At 44.6% G+C, this 20,659-nt stretch carries 21 protein-coding genes and 1 other annotated feature; of the genes, 18 read left to right on the top strand and 3 right to left on the bottom strand.

Annotation, left to right across the window (positions count from 1 at the left end; translation table 11 throughout):
* The first annotated feature begins 202 nt into the window (after positions 1 to 202).
* From nrdR to thrS, 6 genes are all read left to right on the top strand, one after another.
* A complete protein-coding gene (gene nrdR, locus MHI44_RS05085; RefSeq protein WP_003223586.1) occupies positions 203 to 661 on the top strand; it encodes a transcriptional regulator NrdR in 459 nt (152 codons plus the stop codon).
* 114 nt (positions 662 to 775) lie between these two features.
* Complete coding sequence (gene dnaB, locus MHI44_RS05080; protein ID WP_015251489.1) at positions 776 to 2,194, top strand: replication initiation membrane attachment protein DnaB; 1,419 nt, start codon at positions 776 to 778, stop codon at positions 2,192 to 2,194.
* A gap of 27 nt (positions 2,195 to 2,221) precedes the next feature.
* Positions 2,222 to 3,157: a primosomal protein DnaI gene (dnaI, locus tag MHI44_RS05075; protein ID WP_014480531.1), complete on the top strand. Its 936-nt coding sequence runs from the start codon at positions 2,222 to 2,224 to the stop codon at positions 3,155 to 3,157.
* Between the two features lie 33 nt (positions 3,158 to 3,190).
* Positions 3,191 to 3,832 (top strand): TVP38/TMEM64 family protein, encoded by a 642-nt coding sequence (locus MHI44_RS05070; RefSeq protein ID WP_335388746.1) that lies wholly within the window; start codon positions 3,191 to 3,193, stop codon positions 3,830 to 3,832.
* Positions 3,833 to 3,910: 78 nt separating this feature from the next.
* Positions 3,911 to 4,756 carry a putative sporulation protein YtxC gene (ytxC, locus tag MHI44_RS05065; protein ID WP_213420126.1) on the top strand — a complete coding sequence of 282 codons (846 nt, stop codon included), beginning with the start codon at positions 3,911 to 3,913 and terminating at the stop codon, positions 4,754 to 4,756.
* A gap of 397 nt (positions 4,757 to 5,153) precedes the next feature.
* Complete coding sequence (gene thrS, locus MHI44_RS05060) at positions 5,154 to 7,085, top strand: threonine--tRNA ligase (RefSeq protein WP_339203022.1); 1,932 nt, start codon at positions 5,154 to 5,156, stop codon at positions 7,083 to 7,085.
* Positions 7,086 to 7,124: 39 nt separating this feature from the next.
* Here the strand turns inward: thrS and MHI44_RS05055 are convergent, their stop codons facing one another.
* Positions 7,125 to 7,907: an HAD family hydrolase gene (locus tag MHI44_RS05055; RefSeq protein WP_032726370.1), complete on the bottom strand. Its 783-nt coding sequence runs from the start codon at positions 7,905 to 7,907 to the stop codon at positions 7,125 to 7,127.
* A gap of 166 nt (positions 7,908 to 8,073) precedes the next feature.
* Between MHI44_RS05055 and lytS the strand changes: the two genes are divergently transcribed.
* The 4 genes from lytS (at position 8,074) to lrgB (ending at position 11,849) form a co-directional block, all read left to right on the top strand.
* Positions 8,074 to 9,855, top strand: coding sequence for a two-component system sensor histidine kinase LytS (gene lytS / locus MHI44_RS05050; RefSeq protein WP_038827991.1), 1,782 nt, complete (start codon positions 8,074 to 8,076; stop codon positions 9,853 to 9,855).
* Entirely contained in the window at positions 9,833 to 10,558 is a 726-nt protein-coding gene (gene lytT / locus MHI44_RS05045) for a two-component system response regulator LytT (RefSeq protein ID WP_029318220.1), read from the top strand. The genes lytS and lytT overlap by 23 nt, the downstream gene beginning before the upstream one ends.
* A 133-nt stretch (positions 10,559 to 10,691) precedes the next feature.
* Positions 10,692 to 11,132 (top strand): antiholin-like murein hydrolase modulator LrgA, encoded by a 441-nt coding sequence (lrgA, locus tag MHI44_RS05040; protein WP_014477620.1) that lies wholly within the window; start codon positions 10,692 to 10,694, stop codon positions 11,130 to 11,132.
* A 21-nt stretch (positions 11,133 to 11,153) separates the two neighbouring features.
* A complete protein-coding gene (lrgB, locus tag MHI44_RS05035) occupies positions 11,154 to 11,849 on the top strand; it encodes an antiholin-like protein LrgB (protein WP_003229482.1) in 696 nt (231 codons plus the stop codon).
* Positions 11,850 to 11,880: 31 nt separating this feature from the next.
* Here lrgB and MHI44_RS05030 read toward each other — a convergent pair whose 3' ends face one another.
* A complete protein-coding gene (locus tag MHI44_RS05030) occupies positions 11,881 to 12,546 on the bottom strand; it encodes a hypothetical protein (RefSeq protein WP_339203018.1) in 666 nt (221 codons plus the stop codon).
* Positions 12,547 to 12,801: 255 nt separating this feature from the next.
* Positions 12,802 to 12,932 (top strand) — a sequence feature (ribosomal protein L20 leader region).
* A gap of 58 nt (positions 12,933 to 12,990) precedes the next feature.
* Here MHI44_RS05030 and infC point away from each other — a divergent pair.
* The 4 genes from infC to MHI44_RS05010 are packed head-to-tail and all read left to right on the top strand — an operon-like array spanning position 12,991 to position 14,442.
* The gene (gene infC, locus MHI44_RS05025) at positions 12,991 to 13,512 is read left to right on the top strand and encodes a translation initiation factor IF-3 (protein WP_010886591.1); all 522 of its coding nucleotides are present in this window, start codon (positions 12,991 to 12,993) and stop codon (positions 13,510 to 13,512) included.
* Between the two features lie 12 nt (positions 13,513 to 13,524).
* Positions 13,525 to 13,725: a 50S ribosomal protein L35 gene (gene rpmI / locus MHI44_RS05020; RefSeq protein ID WP_003222418.1), complete on the top strand. Its 201-nt coding sequence runs from the start codon at positions 13,525 to 13,527 to the stop codon at positions 13,723 to 13,725.
* 31 nt (positions 13,726 to 13,756) lie between these two features.
* Complete coding sequence (gene rplT, locus MHI44_RS05015) at positions 13,757 to 14,116, top strand: 50S ribosomal protein L20 (protein WP_003222420.1); 360 nt, start codon at positions 13,757 to 13,759, stop codon at positions 14,114 to 14,116.
* 56 nt (positions 14,117 to 14,172) lie between these two features.
* Positions 14,173 to 14,442: a DUF1294 domain-containing protein gene (locus MHI44_RS05010; protein WP_003229490.1), complete on the top strand. Its 270-nt coding sequence runs from the start codon at positions 14,173 to 14,175 to the stop codon at positions 14,440 to 14,442.
* Between the two features lie 15 nt (positions 14,443 to 14,457).
* Here MHI44_RS05010 and ysdB read toward each other — a convergent pair whose 3' ends face one another.
* Positions 14,458 to 14,850, bottom strand: a complete 393-nt coding sequence (ysdB, locus tag MHI44_RS05005) for a sigma W pathway protein YsdB (protein ID WP_029318219.1) — start codon at positions 14,848 to 14,850, stop codon at positions 14,458 to 14,460.
* A gap of 183 nt (positions 14,851 to 15,033) precedes the next feature.
* On the opposite strand from ysdB, the gene MHI44_RS05000 reads away from it, so the two are divergent.
* From MHI44_RS05000 to araB, 4 genes are all read left to right on the top strand, one after another.
* Positions 15,034 to 16,119: a M42 family metallopeptidase gene (locus MHI44_RS05000; protein WP_003229495.1), complete on the top strand. Its 1,086-nt coding sequence runs from the start codon at positions 15,034 to 15,036 to the stop codon at positions 16,117 to 16,119.
* Between the two features lie 197 nt (positions 16,120 to 16,316).
* Positions 16,317 to 17,288 (top strand): arabinan endo-1,5-alpha-L-arabinosidase AbnA, encoded by a 972-nt coding sequence (gene abnA, locus MHI44_RS04995; RefSeq protein ID WP_144500644.1) that lies wholly within the window; start codon positions 16,317 to 16,319, stop codon positions 17,286 to 17,288.
* A 177-nt stretch (positions 17,289 to 17,465) separates the two neighbouring features.
* Entirely contained in the window at positions 17,466 to 18,956 is a 1,491-nt protein-coding gene (gene araA / locus MHI44_RS04990; protein ID WP_134156533.1) for an L-arabinose isomerase, read from the top strand.
* Positions 18,957 to 18,969: 13 nt separating this feature from the next.
* A complete protein-coding gene (araB, locus tag MHI44_RS04985; RefSeq protein WP_181217325.1) occupies positions 18,970 to 20,652 on the top strand; it encodes a ribulokinase in 1,683 nt (560 codons plus the stop codon).
* The last annotated feature ends 7 nt before the right edge of the window (positions 20,653 to 20,659 follow it).

The raw sequence follows: 20,659 nt of genomic DNA, 5'->3' as shown, positions 1-20,659 counted from the left end.
TTTTTATAAAGAAACGAGAGTGTCAGCTTTTTCTTTTTTCATTTTTTTTGTAAAATAAGAAGGAGATTTTCACAAACCACCTAATGCTATAGAAACAAATTTAACAACGGCTCTCCCGACAGATGCTGTCACATCTATTTTTAAAAGGCGGAGGCTGCCGAAAATACATTGCAGGGAACGATATAGTTGGGAGCTGATTTTATTGAAATGTCCTTCATGCCAGCATAACGGAACACGAGTCCTTGATTCACGGCCTGTGGATGACGGAAAGTCGATTCGCCGAAGACGCGAGTGCGAATCCTGCCACTACCGGTTTACGACCTTTGAGAAAGTGGAGGAAACCCCGCTCATCGTCGTGAAAAAAGAAGGTGTGCGTGAGGAATTCAGCAGAGAAAAAATGCTGCGCGGCCTCATAAAAGCATGTGAAAAAAGGCCTGTTTCACTCAAAACGCTTGAAGACATGTGCTTTGATATTGAAAAAGAGCTTCGCAATCAAGGCTGCTCCGAGGTGAAGAGTGAGCTCGTCGGAGAAATGGTCATGGACCGGCTGGCTAAGATTGACGAAGTCGCATATGTGCGGTTCGCGTCCGTCTATCGGCAGTTTAAAGATATAAACGTCTTTATCGATGAATTAAAAGACTTAATAAAGAAAGAGCGTTAAAAGAGCTAAGAGGATTCTTCTAGCTCTTTTCTCATGTGCAAAATTGGCATTTGATAGATATAAGAAACGGTGTAAAATGAAAGGTAGAAACAAATTCGGAAGGTTTGAGAATGTATGGCTGACTATTGGAAAGATGTACTGCCTGTAGACCCGTATGTGGTTAAAAGCAGATCGATGCTGCAGGATATTGACAGACAAATTATTACACAACTGTACCAGCCCTTAATCGGCCCTGTTGCATTCTCTCTTTATATGACATTGTGGGGAGAGCTTGAACAAAACCGTCTGTGGGGCGGAGAGTCCACACATAGACAGCTGATGGGGATGACACAGTCCAACTTAAAAACGATCCATCAGGAACAGGGGAAGCTCGAGGGCATCGGATTGCTGAAAGTATATATGAAAGAATCCGAGCGGCAGGAGCGCCTCTTTATATATGAACTCCTTCCGCCGCTCAGACCAAATGAATTTTTTGAAGACGGAATGCTGAATGTTTTTCTGTATAATAGGGTCGGAAAAACGAAATATCAGCAATTAAAACAATTTTTTACGCACCCGGCCATTTCAGAAGATGCGAAGGACATTACGCGTCCGTTTAATCATGCGTTTGAATCGCTGCAGCCGAGTGAATGGAAGCTCACATCCGATATGGAGGAAACGGTAAGGCTTGCCGAGGGGTCCGAGTATACTTCTGTCGGACAGTCTCCGTCCTACACCATAACGGAGGATGTGTTTGATTTTGATTTGTTTTTAGCGGGACTTTCTGAGACGATGATACCGAGAAAAGCGATGACCCAGCAGGTGCGGGACACAATCAAAAAGCTTTCTTATCTGTACGGAATTGACCCTTTGCAAATGCAAAACGTTGTGATGAGCGCAATTGATGAGCGTGACGTCATTACGACGGAGGCATTAAGAAAAGCGGCGAGCGACTGGTATCAAATTGAAAGAAACGGACAGCTGCCCGATTTGGTGGAAAAAACACAGCCGGTGCATCTGCGTGAAGGCGAAAAACCGGCAGAAGAGGATTCTCTGGATGGGAAGCTGATTGCATTGCTGGAGGCGATTTCCCCGAAGAAGCTTCTGCAGGACATTGCTGACGGAACAGAGCCGTCAAAAGCTGATCTGAAGATCATAGAAGAAATTATGTTCGAACAGAAGCTCGAGCCAGGCGTCACAAATGTGTTAATTTATTATGTCATGCTGAAAACCGACATGAAGCTGTCGAAAAACTATATCCAAAAAATCGCTTCGCATTGGGCACGCAAAAAGGTAAAAACGGTCAGGGAAGCGATGAAGCTCGCAATAGAAGAAAACCGCCAGTATCTTGAATGGGCTGAAGGAAAAACAAAGTCTTCGAAACGAAACCAAAAAGTGATTCGTGAAGAAAAGCTTCCTGATTGGATGACAGAAAAGGAAACAGCGTCTGACTCAGAATCCGGACAGCAGAAGCTGCATCCGCAGGATTTGGAAGAACAGAAGAAAAAGATGATGGAAGAAATGCAAAAACTGAAAAAATACTCTGCCTATTAAAGACAGAGATGCGGGGTGAAGGAATAGATGGAACCAATCGGCCGTTCCCTGCAGGGCGTAACCGGCAGGCCGGATTTCCAAAAACGTCTTGAACAAATGAAGGAAAAAGTCATGAAAGATCAAGATGTTCAAGCATTTTTGAAGGAAAACGAAGAAGTGATTGACCAAAAAATGATCGAAAAGAGCTTAAATAAGCTTTATGAATATATCGAACAAAGCAAGAATTGCTCCTATTGTTCGGAAGATGAAAACTGCAACAATTTGTTGGAGGGCTACCATCCAAAGCTTGTTGTCAATGGACGGTCTATTGATATCGAGTATTATGAATGTCCAGTCAAACGGAAGCTCGACCAGCAGAAGAAACAAAAGTCTCTTATGAAAAGCATGTATATCCAGCAGGATCTTCTCGGAGCGACGTTCCAGCAAGTTGATATCAGTGACCCGAGCAGGCTCGCGATGTTTCAGCATGTTACAGACTTCCTGAAAAGCTATAATGAGACGGGAAAAGGGAAAGGATTATATTTATACGGGAAATTTGGGGTAGGAAAAACGTTTATGCTCGCTGCAATTGCCAATGAGCTGGCGGAAAAAGAGTACTCCTCCATGATTGTCTATGTGCCTGAATTTGTGAGAGAGCTTAAAAATTCGCTGCAAGACCAGACATTGGAAGAGAAGCTCAATATGGTAAAGACCACACCCGTATTGATGCTTGATGACATCGGAGCAGAATCAATGACAAGCTGGGTAAGGGATGAAGTCATCGGAACGGTGCTTCAGCACAGAATGTCCCAGCAGCTGCCTACTTTCTTTTCTTCTAATTTCTCACCTGACGAGCTGAAGCATCATTTTACGTATTCGCAAAGGGGGGAAAAGGAAGAAGTAAAAGCGGCAAGATTAATGGAGCGGATATTATATTTGGCTGCTCCGATCCGCCTTGACGGAGAAAACCGCCGACATCCATAATTGCTGCGGTTCAAAGGGGAAGGAACTGAGGGTATGAAACGAAAAACGGCTGTCAAATGGCTGGCAGTGCTTGCAGGTGCTGGTTTACTCTATTGGGGAAATAAAACGTATTTGAATGTATCGCCGAAAGAAATCAGGGTATGGGTATTGTCGTTCGGAGTCTTTGCACCTCTGATGTTTATCGGGATATCCATCGTCAGGCCACTTGTTTTATTTCCGGTGTCTGTTATTTCAATAGCTGGCGGACTTGCGTTTGGCCCGCTTCTCGGCACGCTTTATACGTTATTCGGTTCGATGTGCGCTTCAGCTGTTTCGTTTTTTGCGGCCGGTTTGTTTGCGGCGAAAAAGCACGGGCATTACGAAAGGCTTGAAGCAATACAGAAGCAAATGGAGGATAACGGATTTTTCTATATCTTTCTTTTGAGAATCCTGCCGATCAATTTTGATTTCGTCAGCTATGCGGCAGGCCTTTCCAATGTCAAAGCGCTGCCGTATTTTGCCGCAACGGCTGTGGGAATCATCCCTGGGACGATTGCGCTTAATGTGCTGGGTGCGAGCTTTTTGGCTGGCAATCTGCCCGCTTTCTTTATGGTGCTCGCTTTGTATATCGTGTTTATCTCACTGCCGTTCATCTTCAGAAAGAAAATGCAAAACTTGTTCCAAGAATCAAATTAAGATTTGCCAGTGACCTTTACGTCTATTTTAAAAACATCCCCCATATACTTGTAACAGATGCCGTAAGGGGGGACAAACATGCTTGAAATAATCTTTGAAGATGACCATGATACAGCCGCTTTTTTACATCTCATTCAGCATTCGGACGATCGGAACAATATCATTGTCCGTGAAGGCATACGAAAAATCGGGATTGAAAAAGCGAATCCGGCTTTTCCTATTCAGCGTTTTATGGAGCCGATTCTGGTCAAATTTTTTTTGGAATGCAAAGAAGACGAGCATATGCTGTCATTGATTGAGGAAACTTATTGTTTCACGGACCAGGATGAACAGCAGCAAATCCTTCAGCTCGCACACAGTATTATTGAAGGTGAAGCAGCCGATCTTCCGTTTGAGCCGCTGAAGCTTTCACGGAAACAATCTATTTTGGATGAACTCCAAACGATCTGTTTAGAGGAAGGAGTATTTTACATTCGCTCCTTTCAGACCTTCCGACTTGGATCATACTATAAGCAGCTGAGAGATATTACAGAAGCAGCGATTGATGAATATAAGATGGAACAGGAATATCAAAACTTTATTCAAACACTCAGAGACTATGTAAACGCCAAACAGCCGCGAATCAAAAAAGTGCATATTGTCCATGATGGTTCCTTTACATTATGGGAGCTGCGCTATGTGCCGGAACGGGAAAAAATGAAATACATAGACAGGAGATTTGTCCGGGATCATCCTATGTATATTGATTCTCATTTGCTCGCGCCGCTGATTTCCATTGCGCCTGATGAAGTCGTGCTTTATACCGACCAGCCCGAGCACATGATGGCAAGGACCATTCAAAACGTATTTCAAGAGAGAGTGGAAATGCTCCCGCTGCATGCTTTTACAGATGCAGAAATACCGGTGAAGCACTCGGAAGGATGAGGGCCGGCAGCCTGTCTATTTAAGGCTGTCGGTTTAAAAAAAAGGAAACGCGATCGTGTTGATTTTTTGGATTGAACAATTTATAATACATAGGAGATTAAGAAAGACACACGTATTGATAAGGACACGAAGGAATGATACCGGCTCAAAGAGAGGGAAGCCCTGGCTGCAAGCTTCCCAGCTAAGGACCATTCGCTTTACCGCCTTTGAACTTCAGCTGTGAACCTCTTGAAAAGGAACAGTAATGGCTGACGGGAACTCCCGTTACAGAGCTTAGAGCCGCAGGTGCCGTGTATTGGCTTTGCGGAAAAAAGGGTGGAACCACGATTCCGTTTATTCAACCTCGTCCCTTTCATAGGGGGCGGGGTTTTTATATGCAAAAAAAGGAGTGACAAAGATGTCAGATATGGTAAAAATCACATTTCCTGATGAAGCAGTCAAGGAGTTTGCGAAGGGAACAACAACAGAAGATATCGCGGCATCCATCAGTCCGGGATTAAAGAAAAAGTCATTAGCCGGAAAACTGAACGGAAAAGAAATCGATTTGAGAACGCCGATCAATGAAGACGGTACAGTGGAAATCATTACAGAAGGCTCAGAAGAAGGTCTTCAAATTATGCGCCACAGTGCGGCTCACTTGCTGGCTCAAGCGATTAAACGCATCTACAAGGATGTTAAATTCGGCGTCGGTCCGGTTATCGAAAACGGTTTTTACTACGATGTAGAAATGGACGAAGCGATTACACCGGAGGATCTGCCGAAAATCGAGAAAGAAATGAAAAAAATCGTTAATGCGAACCTTCCGATCGTTCGAAAAGAAGTCAGCCGTGAAGAAGCGAAAGCCCGTTTTGCGGAAATCGGCGACGACCTGAAGCTTGAACTATTGGATGCGATTCCTGAAGGAGAAACCGTTTCGATCTATGAGCAAGGCGAATTCTTTGACCTGTGCCGCGGCGTCCATGTTCCTTCAACCGGAAAAATCAAAGAATTTAAGCTGTTAAGCCTTGCAGGCGCATACTGGCGCGGTGACAGCAAAAACCAAATGCTTCAGCGCGTATATGGTACAGCTTTCTTCAAAAAAGCTGATCTTGAAGAGCATCTTCGTATGCTAGAAGAAGCGAAAGAACGCGACCACAGAAAGCTCGGCAAAGAATTAAAGCTGTTCGCGAACTCTCAAAAAGTCGGACAAGGCCTGCCGCTTTGGCTGCCAAAAGGCGCGACAATCCGCCGCGTCATCGAGCGCTACATTGTCGATAAAGAAATCAGCCTCGGCTATGAGCACGTATACACACCTGTGCTAGGCAGCAAAGAGCTGTATGAAACATCAGGGCATTGGGACCATTATCAGGAAGGCATGTTCCCTCCGATGGAAATGGACAATGAAACACTTGTATTGCGTCCGATGAACTGTCCGCACCATATGATGATTTACAAACAAGACATTCACAGTTACCGCGAGCTTCCGATTCGTATTGCGGAGCTTGGAACGATGCACCGCTATGAAATGTCAGGTGCGCTGTCAGGGCTTCAACGGGTACGCGGAATGACGTTAAATGATGCACACATCTTTGTGCGCCCGGATCAAATTAAGGATGAGTTTATCCGTACAGTCCGTTTAATCCAGGATGTTTATGAAGACTTCGGTTTAAGTGATTACACATTCCGTCTGTCTTACCGCGATCCGGAAGATACAGAGAAATATTTTGATGACGATGAAATGTGGAACAAAGCGCAATCCATGCTGAAAGAGGCAATGGACGAAATCGGCCACGACTATTACGAAGCAGAAGGTGAAGCGGCATTCTACGGCCCTAAACTTGATGTTCAGGTGAAAACTGCGATTGGAAAAGAAGAAACACTGTCTACGGTTCAGCTTGATTTCTTATTGCCGGAACGTTTCGACCTGACATACATCGGTGAGGACGGCAAGCAGCACCGTCCGGTTGTGATTCACAGAGGTGTCGTTTCAACAATGGAACGCTTTGTTGCCTTCTTAATCGAAGAACACAAAGGCGCGCTGCCGACATGGCTTGCACCGGTTCAGTTCCAAGTCATCCCGGTTTCTCCGGCTGTGCATTTAGACTACGCGAAAAAAGTGCAGGAACGCCTGCAGCGTGAAGGCCTGCGTGTTGAAGTCGACAGCCGCGATGAAAAAATCGGCTACAAAATCCGTGAAGCGCAAATGCAAAAAATCCCGTACATGCTGGTGGTCGGTGACCAAGAAGCAGAAAACGGAGCGGTAAACGTGCGTAAATACGGAGAACAGAACTCTGAAACCATTTCTCTTGATGAGTTTGTGAAAAAGGCAGTAGCTGAAGCGAAAAAATAAAATAAAAAGCATGATCTCATTGAAGAGATCATGCTTTTTTTATTTCTCTAATATAGGAAACAAATCATGAAGGCTGCTGATGATGTAATCAGGCGTTACGTCAGTTTCGTTTTTCTTATCCGTCCGGTTGATCCAAACGGTTTTGATTCCGGCTCTTGAAGCGCCTAAAATATCAGTATTCAAATTATCGCCGACCATGATGGCATCGTCTTTTTCAATATTCATCAGCTTAAGGCAGTGTTCAAAAATTGAAACATCCGGCTTGCCCTTGCCGAATGCGCCCGAGATGACGATTTCATTGAAGTAAGGAGCGAGCTCAGGTACGCCGGCAAGCTTCTCCTTTTGCAGACTAGGATCGCCATTTGTCAAAAGCAATAATTCATACTTGCCTTTTAATTGATCGAGTACAGCAAAAGTTTCATCATATACAAACGGGCGCTTTCTGCGCTCTGCCGCAAAAAACTCTCCCAAGTATTCGCCATATGCAGGATCATCGATCCCAAGCGCTTTCAGTCCGTTTGTCCATGCATTTCTTCTGTACTCCGGCACAATCTTGTTCAGCTTTTGAAAGCCTTCACTGATTGGCTCTGAGAAATTGGACCACAGTCCTTCAAACGGGTTAATGCCGATCATCACTGTATATGGATACGTCTCATATGACATGTACAATTCTCTCGCTGCTTCGCGAACAGCTGCTTCGAATTCCTCAGGGTCAAGGCCATATTTTTTCTCCGCCTGTAAGCAAGTTTCTGCAAATGTTGTTCTGACGCTTTTTTCGTCCCAAAGTAGTGTATCATCTAAATCAAAAAATACGGCTTTCATGATCTTCTCCTCTGCTTCAGATTCAAATCTTTCTGCCAAAAGGCTCATGTTTTATTTTACAATAGATAAAAGCCTTGTGAAATATGTTTTCAGACGATTTTAAAAAAACAGTCAGCCGTAAAACGAAAACATGCTAGAATGAAAACGGAAAGAACAGGTGACATGAATGATTCATTTAATGATTATGATGCTGGAGAGAGTGGGGATTATTGTTATATTAGGGTTCATTCTCGCCCATACGAAACTTTTCAGACAAGCTCTTCAGAATCAGGACGGCTATAAAGGAAAAGCGATTTTAATTTCTATTTTTTCTCTTTTCAGCATCATCAGCAATTATACAGGCATCGAAATTCAAAGAAATATGATTGTAAACAATGACTGGGTGTTTACGATAGATCCATCGGGCTCTATCGCGAATACCCGTATTTTGGGCGTGGAAATCGGGGGCCTTCTCGGAGGTCCTTTTGTAGGGGCTGGGATCGGCATACTGGCGGGCCTGCATCGTTTTTCACTCGGTGGCAGCACAGCCTTAAGCTGTGCCGTATCATCTATTTTAGCGGGTGTTCTTGCAGGCTTGATCGGCAGGTATTTTACGAAGCGATATCGAATGCCGACACCGCGCATCGCCGCTCTTGTGGGAATCGGCATGGAGTCACTGCAAATGATCATTATTTTGCTGATGGCAAAGCCGTTCAGTGACGCTTGGGAGCTTGTCAGCATGATCGGAATTCCGATGATACTCATCAATGGAACAGGCAGTTTTATTTTTCTGTCTATTATTCAAGCGATCATTCGCAAGGAAGAACAGGCAAGAGCTCTCGAAACACATCGAGTGCTGACGATTGCTGATCAGACACTTCCATTTTTTCGCCAAGGATTAAATGAAAACTCCTGTAAAAGTGTAGCGGCTATTATCCATAAGCTGACAGGAACAGATGCGGTGTCTCTCACTGACAAAGAAAAGATCCTTGCTCATGTCGGTGCGGGAATGGATCACCACATCCCATCGAAAAGCTTGATCACCGGCCTGTCCAAAAAGGTGATTAAAACAGGGCATATTATGAAGGCGATTTCGCAGGAAGAGATTGAGTGCACGCATGCTGAATGCCCTTTGCACGCTGCAATTGTCCTGCCGCTGACATCGAACGGCAATACAATCGGCACCTTAAAAATGTACTTTAAAAGCCCGGCAGGCCTGAGTCAGGTAGAGGAGGAACTTGCCGAGGGGCTGGCCATGCTGTTTTCGACACAGCTTGAGCTTGGGGAAGCAGAGCTGCAAAGCAAACTTCTCAAGGATGCTGAAATTAAAGCGCTTCAAGCACAGGTGAATCCGCATTTTTTATTTAATGCGATCAACACGATTTCTGCGCTATGCCGTACAGATGTTGAAAAAACCCGTAAGCTCCTATTGCAGCTCAGTGTTTATTTTCGTTCAAACCTTCAAGGAGCGAGACAGCTGCTGATTCCGCTCTCAAAGGAGCTGAACCATCTTAACGCCTATTTGTCATTAGAACAGGCGCGTTTTCCCGGGAAATATAAAATTGAGCTTAATATCGACAGCAGACTGGAGCAGATTGAAATCCCTCCGTTTGTTTTGCAGGTGCTTGTCGAGAACGCGCTTCGGCACGCGTTTCCGAAAAAACAAGACATGTGCAAGGTTACAGTCTGTGTCTTATCTGATGATGCATCCGTCTATATGAAGGTAACGGATAACGGACGCGGAATTCCGCCGGACGTCTTGCCGGAACTGGGAAAGAAACCGTTTCCGTCTAAGGAGGGAACCGGTACAGCGCTTTATAACCTAAATCAGCGGCTGATCGGTTTATTCGGACAGCAGGCTGCACTGCATATCAGCAGTGAGGTTCATAAAGGGACAGAGGTTTCATTTCAAGTGCCAATGCAACAGATGAAAGAGGGGGAAGAACATGCTCAGGGTGTTAATAGTTGATGATGAGATGCTGGCAAGAGATGAACTGGCTTACTTGCTTAAGCGGACCAATGAGGATATGGAAATCAATGAAGCGGAAAATATCGAATCCGCTTTTGACCAAATGATGGATCAAAAACCTGATTTGCTGTTTTTAGACGTTGATTTATCCGGAGAAAACGGTTTTGATATCGCAAAGCGATTGAAGAAAATGAAGCATCCTCCTGCTGTTGTGTTTGCGACAGCGTATGACCAGTATGCGCTCAAAGCGTTTGAGGTGGACGCTCTTGATTATTTAACCAAGCCTTTCGATGAAGAAAGAATTCAGCAAACGCTGAAAAAATATAAAAAAGTCAATCGGGATATTGTAGAAACAGAGCAAAACAGCCATGCCGGCCAGCACAAGCTCGCGCTATCTGTGGGGGAATCGATTGTGATTGTGGATACGAAGGACATTATCTATGCCGGAACAGAAGATGGTCATGTCAATGTAAAAACCTTCGATCATTCTTATACGGTCAGCGATACACTCGTTGTGATTGAGAAAAAGCTGCCGGATTCTGATTTTATCCGCGTCCATCGGAGCTTTGTCGTGAATACCGAATATATTAAAGAAATTCAGCCATGGTTTAATTCAACGTATAATCTGATCATGAAAGACGGATCGAAAATACCGGTCAGCCGGACATATGCGAAGGAATTGAAAAAGCTGCTCCATATTTGATGGGCGGCTTTTTGCATTTCAGCCATTTGATTCTGCAACTCAGACCCGCTATTCGGCATGTTATCTTGTAAGCGCTTTATAACAGGGAATTCTTATTTATAATGAGGGTACCAAAGAGAAAGAGGTGAAGAAAATGAGTGCTAAAAAAGTGTACGGGTTTTTAACACAAGCATTTATTTTTGCCGTCATTATGCTGGTTTCAAATATGATTGCCGCTATTGTCCCAATACCTATCCCGGCATCGGTTGTAGGGTTGGTCTTATTATTTCTCCTATTATGTTTGAAAGTCATTAAACTGGAACAAGTGGAGACGCTCGGAACGTCTTTGACCTCTCTGATCGGATTTTTATTTGTTCCGTCAGGTATATCTGTTATGAATTCGCTTGGTGTGATGCAGCAATACGGCCTGCAAATTGTTCTTGTCATTCTGCTCGCAACGATTATTCTGCTGGGGGCTACGGGATTGTTTTCCCAGCTGATTCTGTCGCTGAGCGGAAAACGCAAAACCGCAGCGGACATGAAAACAAAAACAGTGCAAAGCCCGCAGAACAATAACGAACTCGTTCACCATTAAGGGAAACAGGAGGTTCTTCACATGGAAAGCACAATGAGTCCTTATTTTGGGATTGTCGTATCACTTGCTGCATTCGGCATCGGCACCTTTTTATTTAAGAAAACGAAAGGCTTCTTCCTTTTCACTCCTTTGTTTGTTGCCATGGTGCTGGGGATCGCATTTTTAAAAATCGGCGGTTTTTCCTACGCGGATTATAATAACGGGGGAGAGATCATTAAGTTTTTCCTTGAACCGGCAACGATCGCATTTGCAATTCCTTTGTACAAACAAAGAGATAAGCTTAAAAAGTACTGGTGGCAAATCATGGCCTCCATTATTGCCGGCTCTATCTGCTCTGTCACGATTGTTTATTTGCTCGCTAAAGGCATTCATCTCGATTCGGCCGTAATGAAAAGCATGCTTCCGCAGGCGGCTACAACGGCAATTGCGCTTCCTTTATCAAAAGGCATCGGGGGCATCAGCGACATCACAGCCTTTGCGGTCATCTTTAACGCTGTCATCGTATATGCGCTCGGAGCATTGTTCTTGAAGGTGTTTAAAGTGAAAAATCCGATTTCTAAAGGATTGGCTCTTGGAACATCCGGACATGCACTTGGTGTAGCGGTCGGGATTGAGATGGGAGAAGTTGAAGCTGCGATGGCAAGTATTGCTGTTGTCGTAGTAGGAGTGGTAACGGTTCTGGTCATCCCTGTGTTCGTGCAGCTGATCGGAGGATAAGCCAAGGCTGAATGCCTTGGCTTTTTTTATTTTATGGTGCGTCTTCGGGATCGATATACCCTTGTTTAATGCCCCATTCTACTTGATCGTCATGCCACTTTTTTCGTTCTTCATAACCATAACCATCGTCATCAGGAAGCTCTGAAGCTGGCTGTTGAATGGTTTTATCTGTCTGACTCGAGGAAGATGGTGGATCTTGACTATTAGATGAGGGTGCCTCAGTCTGCTGCCTTTGTGCCTGCGATTGCCGCTTTTTCTCAGCGTTCGCTTTCTGCTCTTTTTGGATTGCTGCCTGCCGCTGTCTTTCAAGTTCAGCTTGTCTTTCCGCTTCGGCTAATCGCTGTCTCTCTGCAGCCTGCTGCTCTGCTAATCGCTGTCTCTCCGCTTTTTCCTCCTGCTGTTTCTTTCGTTTCGCCTCCCGCTCTTTTTCAAGCTTTTTCTCAGCGGCGATTTGTCTTTGCTTTTCAGCTTCCTCTTTTGCCTTCCGCTTTCCTAACTCAGTAGCGAGTGGACTCTCGAACTTCATGTCCAATGAAACGGGCTTTAGTTTTTTTAGCTCTTTCTCCAGCTCCTTGTGAGGAAATGCTGCAGTTGTCTTAACAGTGGTTTCGACTTTTGATTCGGAAGATGTGCTGCTATTCGAGCAACCGGTTAATATCAATGTGAAAAATAAAGCAAGCTGTATCAGTTTGTTCATGTGTCAGGCTCCCTTCTGCTTCTTATATCGGTCAGAGATTAACTTTGTTTTACATTTCTTCCTGTCGGTGGTTTTGTTGTAAATTGCGTAATAAGGGGGAATTGTTGGTTCTTTGCATTTTGGTGGGGCTGAAAGATTTTCTTTTTCTCTCTTGCGCTCATAGAAAACCCATGTTACAATGTAAAAGTTGTTCCGGATAAGTCGTCCTTGACTAAAGATCCGGTATTGTGTAGAATAGTTATTGAATTGAATATAAATCACAAGCAGAAGCACCCGCTTCTCACCTGATTGACACATGCATGTAGTTGGCAGGTTGACCGTACATTTTTATTGATACAGATGTTCGTAGTGTGGGTGTTTTATAATGCCCACACTTTTTGTTTGCCTGCAAAATGCATTCAAAATGAGTTGTGAATCAATTCGAAGAAACTATGGAGGTGGCTCATTATTAGCAAAGATCAATTAGTTAATGAGGGTATCCGTGCACGTGAGGTCCGTTTAATCGGACAAAATGGCGACCAGCTTGGAATCAAGTCCCGTCAGGAAGCACTTGAAATCGCCGGCCGCGCAAATCTTGACCTTGTGTTAGTTGCAGCGAATGCAAAACCGCCTGTCTGCCGAATCATGGACTACGGTAAGTTCCGATTTGAGCAGCAGAAAAAGGAAAAAGAAGCACGCAAGAATCAAAAAATCATTAACTTAAAAGAAGTTCGGTTAAGTCCGACAATCGATGAGCATGACTTTAACACGAAATTGCGCAATGCGATTAAATTCCTTGAAAAAGGCGATAAAGTGAAAGCTTCTATCCGCTTTAAAGGACGCGCAATCACTCATAAAGAAATCGGTCAGCGTGTATTAGACCGTTTCTCCGAAGCATGTGCTGAGGTTGCGACAGTCGAAACAAAACCAAAAATGGACGGCCGCAGCATGTTCTTAATGCTCGCACCGAAAAACGAAAAGCAATAAGGAGGAAATCCCATGCCAAAAATGAAAACTCACCGCGGATCTGCTAAACGTTTTAAAAAGACAGGTTCTGGGAAGTTAAAACGTTCTCACGCGTACACAAGTCACTTATTCGCCAACAAATCTCAAAAGCAAAAGCGTAAGCTTCGCAAGAGTGCTGTTGTAAGCGCAGGAGACTTCAAACGTATCAAACAAATGCTTGCTAACATCAAGTAATCGGATAAGGAACAATTAGGAGGGAAATTCAATGCCAAGAGTAAAAGGCGGAACTGTTACACGTAAGCGTCGTAAAAAGGTTCTTAAATTAGCAAAAGGTTATTTCGGTTCAAAACATACATTATACAAAGTAGCTAACCAGCAGGTCATGAAATCTGGAAACTATGCTTTCCGTGACCGTCGTCAGAAAAAACGTGATTTCCGTAAACTTTGGATCACTCGTATCAACGCAGCTGCTCGCATGAACGGCCTTTCTTACAGCCGTTTAATGCACGGTCTTAAGCTTTCTGGTATCGAAGTAAACCGTAAAATGCTTGCTGATCTTGCTGTAAACGATCTTACTGCATTCAATCAGCTTGCTGATGCTGCTAAAGCTCAATTAAACAAGTAATCATATAGAGCCGCTCTCCAGCAGAGCGGCTTTTTCTATATAAAGGATGAGGCAACATGATTATTGCTGCTTATTTGGTGTTGATTAATCTGTGCGGTTTTTGGGTGATGGGCATTGACAAACGCAAAGCGCAGCAGCACAAGTGGAGAATTTCTGAAGACCGGCTGTGGCTGATAGCCATCGTGTTTGGAGCGCTCGGTGTCTGGCTTGGCATGCAAACCTTCAGACATAAAACGAAACACGCTTCTTTTAAGTACGGAGTACCGCTTCTTCTGGTAATTGAAGCGATTCTCATCGCTATTTACTACAGCCCGTTTGATTTATAAAAAGCAGAAAAGCGTTTAACGCTCTTCTGCTTTTTTTGCGAGTTTAATGGGCTGGTCCCAGTCAATCTTACAATTTGGATATCGTTCCAGCACTTTTTCTTCAATGCTCTCAAAATCTTTTGCAGAGAAATGCTTCAGCTTCTCAGGAGATTCTGTCCAGACAAAGATCGTGTGAATAAACAGCGGATGATCCTTGGAAGGAATATGCTTTTCTCCCTCAAAAAGCACGCCTTTATACGTCAGCTGAAAATTCTTCCGGGTATTGTTTTGTTCATCAATAATATAAAAATGTTCTTTTGATTGGGCCAGCTTAAGCCTTCTCTTAGGATTCGCGACATATTTGACCACGGCATAAATACAATAAGCAAAAAGTGCAAGCAAAATAATCCTTAGAACCATGACAAACATTGTGTGAAGGCACCTCCCTTATGGTGATGATCTGATGTAATACGAAAAGCATAGAAAAAGGTTTCACTTTTTCTAAAAGAAAGCTGTAAAAACATATACCCGATTTTCAAGTGAAATAGTCGTATGGTTAGCGCTATGTTCTGTATAATAAGAATGCAGGACTGATGAAGGAGGGTTTGGAACATGGCAAAATTAGATGAAACATTGACCATGCTGAAAGATTTAACAGATGCAAAAGGCATACCGGGCAATGAAAGAGAAGTAAGGCAAGTGATGAAATCATACATAGAACCATTTGCTGATGAGGTGACAACAGATCGCCTGGGCAGTTTAATTGCCAAAAAAACTGGTGCAGAAAACGGCCCGAAAATTATGATCGCCGGACATTTGGATGAAGTCGGCTTTATGGTGACACAAATCACAGATAAAGGCTTTATCCGTTTTCAAACCGTTGGCGGCTGGTGGGCTCAGGTTATGCTTGCCCAGCGGGTCACCATTGTCACAAAAAAAGGAGAAATCACTGGGGTTATCGGATCTAAGCCGCCTCATATTTTGTCTCCTGAAGCAAGAAAAAAATCAGTGGAAATAAAAGACATGTTTATTGATATTGGAGCTTCAAGCCGGGAAGAAGCCTTGGAGTGGGGGGTACTTCCGGGAGATATGATCGTTCCGCATTTTGAATTTACGGTCATGAACAATGAAAAATTCCTACTCGCAAAGGCGTGGGACAACCGCATCGGCTGTGCGATTGCAATTGATGTGTTAAGAAACTTACAAAACACAGACCATCCAAATATAGTGTATGGCGTCGGAACCGTGCAGGAGGAAGTTGGGCTGAGGGGAGCGAAAACGGCTGCACACACCATTCAGCCTGATATTGCGTTTGGTGTTGATGTAGGGATAGCAGGAGACACGCCTGGCATTTCCGAGAAGGAAGCGCAGAGCAAAATGGGCAAAGGCCCGCAGATTATCGTTTACGATGCATCCATGGTCTCTCACAAAGGTTTGCGTGATGCAGTTGTGGCAACTGCAGAGGAAGCCGGCATTCCCTACCAATTTGATGCCATTGCCGGCGGCGGAACTGATTCGGGTGCCATCCATTTGACGGCAAATGGCGTTCCTGCGCTGTCCATTACCATTGCAACCCGCTACATTCATACGCACGCGGCCATGCTGCATCGTGATGATTATGAAAACGCGGTAAAGTTAATTACAGAAGTCATTAAGAAGTTAGACCGAAAAACGGTTGACGAAATTACGTACCAATAAAGATACGGAAGAATCCGCCTATTGAGGCGGATTCTATTTTTTTGTCTGTACAAATTACAGCATAGTGACTACAATAAAGGGGATACCGAAAATTTCCTGAACATGACGATATACGATACGCAGCTCGATTTGACAGGAAGGGAGGATAAATAATCTAATTTGTAAGCGCTTTCTAATATAAAGGAGGTTGAACAAAATTGAAAAAGAAAAAAACATGGAAACGCTTCTTACACTTTTCGAGTGCCGCTCTGGCTGCAGGTTTGATATTCACTTCTGCTGCTCCCGCAGAGGCAGCATTTTGGGGTGCATCCAATGAGCTGCTTCATGACCCGACTATGATTAAAGAGGGGAGCTCATGGTATGCGCTCGGAACAGGGCTTACTGAAGAACGGGGACTGCGGGTTTTGAAGTCTTCAGACGCTAAAAATTGGACCGTACAAAAATCCATTTTCACTACACCGCTATCGTGGTGGTCCAATTATGTGCCGAATTATGGTCTAAACCAGTGGGCGCCGGACATCCAATACTATAACGGCAAGTACTGGCTGTATTATTCCGTTTCTTCTTTTGGAAGCAATACATCTGCCATTGGCCTGGCATCTTCAACAAGCATCAGTTCGGGGAGCTGGAAGGACGAGGGCTTGGTGATTCGTTCGACAAGCTCAAATAATTATAACGCCATTGATCCGGAGCTGACATTCGACAAGGATGGCAACCCGTGGCTTGCATTCGGCTCGTTTTGGAGCGGCATTAAGCTGACTAAGCTCGATAAGAGTACGATGAAGCCTACAGGCTCGCTCTATTCGATTGCAGCTAGACCGAATAATGGAGGTGCCTTAGAAGCTCCTACTCTTACGTATCAAAATGGGTATTACTATTTAATGGTTTCATTTGATAAATGCTGTGACGGGGTAAACAGTACGTACAAAATTGCTTACGGAAGATCCAAAAACATTACAGGCCCTTATCTTGATAAAAGCGGAAAAAGCATGCTTGAAGGCGGAGGCACTATTTTGGATTCGGGCAATGACCAATGGAAAGGACCTGGAGGCCAGGATATTGTGAACGGAAACATTCTTGTTCGCCATGCCTATGATGCCAATGACAATGGCATTCCGAAGCTTCTCATCAATGATTTGAATTGGAGCTCGGGCTGGCCGTCCTATTGAATCAAAAAGCCGGGCTCTGCCCCCGGCTTTTTTTAAAAGAAAAGATTGACAGTATAATAGTCAATTACTATAATAAAATTGTTCGTACAAATATTTATTTATAGGTTTATTTTCTAACATTAGTACGTATCTTTTGTATTTGAAAGCGTTTTATTTTATGAGAAAGGGGCAGTTTACATGCTTCAGACAAAGGATTATGAATTCTGGTTTGTGACAGGAAGCCAGCACCTATACGGGGAAGAGACGCTGGAACTCGTAGATCAGCATGCTAAAAGCATTTGTGAGGGGCTCAGCGGGATTTCTTCCAGATATAAAATCACTCATAAGCCCGTCGTCACTTCACCGGAAACCATTAGAGAGCTGTTAAGAGAAGCGGAGTACAGTGAGACATGTGCTGGCATCATTACATGGATGCACACATTTTCCCCTGCAAAAATGTGGATAGAAGGCCTTTCCTCTTATCAAAAACCGCTTATGCATTTGCATACCCAATATAATCGCGATATCCCGTGGGGTACGATTGACATGGATTTTATGAACAGCAACCAATCCGCGCATGGCGATCGAGAGTACGGTTACATCAACTCGAGAATGGGGCTTAGCCGAAAAGTCATTGCCGGCTATTGGGATGATGAAGAAGTGAAAAAAGAAATGTCCCAGTGGATGGATACGGCGGCTGCATTAAATGAAAGCAGACATATTAAGGTTGCCAGATTTGGAGATAACATGCGTCATGTCGCGGTAACGGACGGAGACAAGGTGGGAGCGCATATTCAATTTGGCTGGCAGGTTGACGGATATGGCATCGGGGATCTCGTTGAAGTGATGGATCGCATTACGGACGACGAGGTTGACACGCTTTATGCCGAGTATGACAGACTATATGTGATCAGTGAGGAAACAAAACGTGACGAAGCAAAGGTAGCGTCCATTAAAGAACAGGCGAAAATTGAACTTGGCTTAACCGCTTTTCTTGAGCAAGGCGGATACACAGCGTTTACGACATCGTTTGAAGTGCTGCACGGAATGAAACAGCTGCCGGGACTTGCCGTTCAGCGCCTGATGGAGAAAGGCTACGGGTTTGCCGGTGAAGGAGATTGGAAGACAGCGGCCCTTGTACGGATGATGAAAATCATGGCTAAAGGAAAAAGAACTTCCTTCATGGAAGATTACACGTACCATTTTGAACCGGGAAATGAAATGATTCTGGGCTCTCACATGCTTGAAGTGTGTCCGACTGTCGCTTTGGATCAGCCGAAAATCGAGGTTCATTCGCTTTCGATTGGCGGCAAAGAGGACCCTGCGCGTTTTGTATTTAACGGCATCAGCGGTTCTGCCATTCAAGCTAGCATTGTTGATATTGGCGGGCGTTTTCGCCTTGTGCTGAATGAAGTCAACGGCCAGGAAATTGAAAAAGACATGCCGAATTTACCGGTTGCCCGTGTTCTCTGGAAGCCGGAGCCGTCATTGAAAACAGCAGCGGAGGCATGGATTTTAGCCGGCGGTGCACACCATACCTGCCTGTCTTATGAACTGACAGCGGAGCAAATGCTTGATTGGGCGGAAATGGCGGGAATCGAAAGTGTTCTCATTTCCCGTGATACGACAATTCATAAACTGAAACACGAGTTAAAATGGAACGAGGCGCTTTACCGGCTTCAAAAGTAGAGGGGGATGTCACATGGCTTACACAATAGGGGTTGATTTTGGAACTTTATCAGGAAGAGCAGTGCTCGTTCATGTCCAAACAGGGGAGGAACTTGCGGCTGCTGTAAAAGAATACAGGCATGCTGTCATTGATACCGTCCTTCCAAAAACGGGTCAAAAGCTGCCGCGTGACTGGGCGCTGCAGCACCCTGCTGATTACCTCGAAGTCTTGGAAACAACCATTCCGTCTTTACTCGAACAGACGGGCGTTGACCCGAAAGACATTATCGGGATTGGAATTGATTTCACGGCATGTACGATCCTTCCTATTGACAGCAGCGGGCAGCCGTTATGCATGCTGCCTGAATATGAAGAGGAGCCGCACAGCTATGTGAAGCTCTGGAAGCATCATGCGGCCCAAAAACATGCTGATCGGCTCAATCAAATCGCGGAAGAAGAAGGAGAGGCTTTTTTACAGCGGTACGGAGGAAAAATTTCATCAGAATGGATGATTCCAAAGGTCATGCAAATTGCCGAGGAAGCGCCTCACATTTATGAAGCGGCTGACCGGATCATCGAGGCTGCGGACTGGATCGTGTACCAGCTGTGCAGCTCGCTCAAGCGAAGCAATTGTACCGCAGGGTATAAAGCGATGTGGAGTGAAAAAGCGGGGTATCCGTCAGATGATTTCTTTGAGAAATTAAATCCTTCAATGAAAACGATTACAAAGGACAAATTGTCAGGTTCTATTCATTCAGTAGGAGAAAAAGCCGGCAGTCTGACTGAAAAAATGGCAAAGCTGACAGGGCTTCTCCCGGGAACGGCTGTTGCGGTTGCCAATGTGGACGCTCATGTTTCGGTACCGGCGGTCGGCATTACAGAGCCAGGGAAAATGCTGATGATTATGGGAACCTCGACGTGCCATGTTCTACTTGGTGAAGAGGTGCATATCGTTCCAGGAATGTGCGGCGTTGTGGACAACGGAATTCTCCCGGGCTATGCGGGATATGAAGCCGGGCAGTCCTGTGTCGGCGATCATTTTGACTGGTTTGTGAAAACATGTGTCCCGCCAGCTTATCAAGAGGAAGCAAAGGAAAAAAACATTGGCGTTCATGAGCTGCTGAGTGAGAAAGCAAACCATCAAGCGCCTGGTGAAAGCGGCTTGCTTGCTTTAGATTGGTGGAATGGAAACCGTTCAACTCTTGTTGATGCAGATTTAACAGGGATGCTGCTTGGCATGACACTGCTGACGAAGCCTGAAGAGATTTATAGAGCGTTAGTTGAAGCGACAGCTTACGGAACCCGGATGATTATCGAAACATTCAAAGAAAGCGGTGTTCCGATTGAGGAACTGTTCGCAGCCGGCGGAATAGCTGAGAAAAACCCGTTTGTCATGCAGATTTATGCGGATGTGACAAACATGGACATTAAAATCTCTGGTTCACCGCAAGCACCAGCCTTAGGATCTGCCATTTTCGGCGCGCTTGCAGCAGGCAAAGAAAAAGGCGGCTACGATGACATCAAAGAGGCAGCGGCGAACATGGGAAAACTGAAAGATATAACTTATACGCCAAATGCCGAAAACGCCGCGGTTTATGAAAAATTGTACGCTGAATATAAAGAGCTGGTTCATTATTTCGGAAAAGAAAACCATGTCATGAAGCGTCTGAAAACGATCAAAAATCTTCAATTTTCATCTGCCGCCAAAAAGAATTGAAAAAGGG

The organism is Bacillus sp. FSL K6-1366 (assembly GCF_037976695.1).
Lineage (GTDB): Bacteria > Bacillota > Bacilli > Bacillales > Bacillaceae > Bacillus > Bacillus subtilis.
This window is presented reverse-complemented; position numbering and strand designations above follow the sequence as displayed.